At 60.6% G+C, this 617-nt stretch carries 1 protein-coding gene; it reads left to right on the forward strand.

Going from position 1 to position 617, the window contains the following annotated elements; genetic code table 11:
- A partial coding sequence (locus tag DJ74_RS00095; RefSeq protein WP_094525920.1) for a hypothetical protein occupies positions 1-573 on the forward strand: 573 nt, incomplete at its 5' end.
- Positions 574-617 lie beyond the last annotated feature (44 nt).

Genomic DNA, 617 nt, shown 5'->3' on the forward strand with positions numbered 1-617 from the left:
GTGTGCCGCGGCGTTGCGAACGAATCGAGCGAGATCCTTACAGCTCCGTTCACGGGCTCTCAGTGTCTCGGTTTCGAGTTTGAGGTTACCGAACGTCAACCGTTCGGGATCGGGATTCCGTGGTTTCAAGCCCATCTCGACGACGGTGTGTCGACGCGTCCGTTCACTCTCGACGGTCCGTCCGGGTCTCTCGACGTCGTCCCATCCGCCAAACGGTTCTCTCTCGATACGGAATCAACAGTCATCACCGTCGGTGCCAGTGAAACGCCACCCGAGCGAATCCAACGGTTCGTCGACGTGCGAGACGATCTCGAACCCGTTGCGAGATGGGCACGGATTATTCCCGGACTCGGGACGCGGCGCTACGTTGAACGTCGGACCGTTCCCGACGAGGAGTATCTTATCGCGGGACACACGGAACGGCAACAGAACGAGGCCGTCCTCACAGGCGATCTTGTCATCACCGATCGCTCCCCGAGACGGTTCGCGTTCTCACGGCTCTGGCGGGCGGTGTTTCCGACGGTGGTCGCGCTGGCGTTCGTCGCTGTCGGAGTCGGAGGTATCGCCCTATGACCGACTGCGGTACGAACCTGACTATCCATCCGTCACAATGACAC

This window comes from Halorubrum sp. Ea8 (assembly GCF_002252925.1).
In the GTDB taxonomy this organism is placed as follows: domain Archaea; phylum Halobacteriota; class Halobacteria; order Halobacteriales; family Haloferacaceae; genus Halorubrum.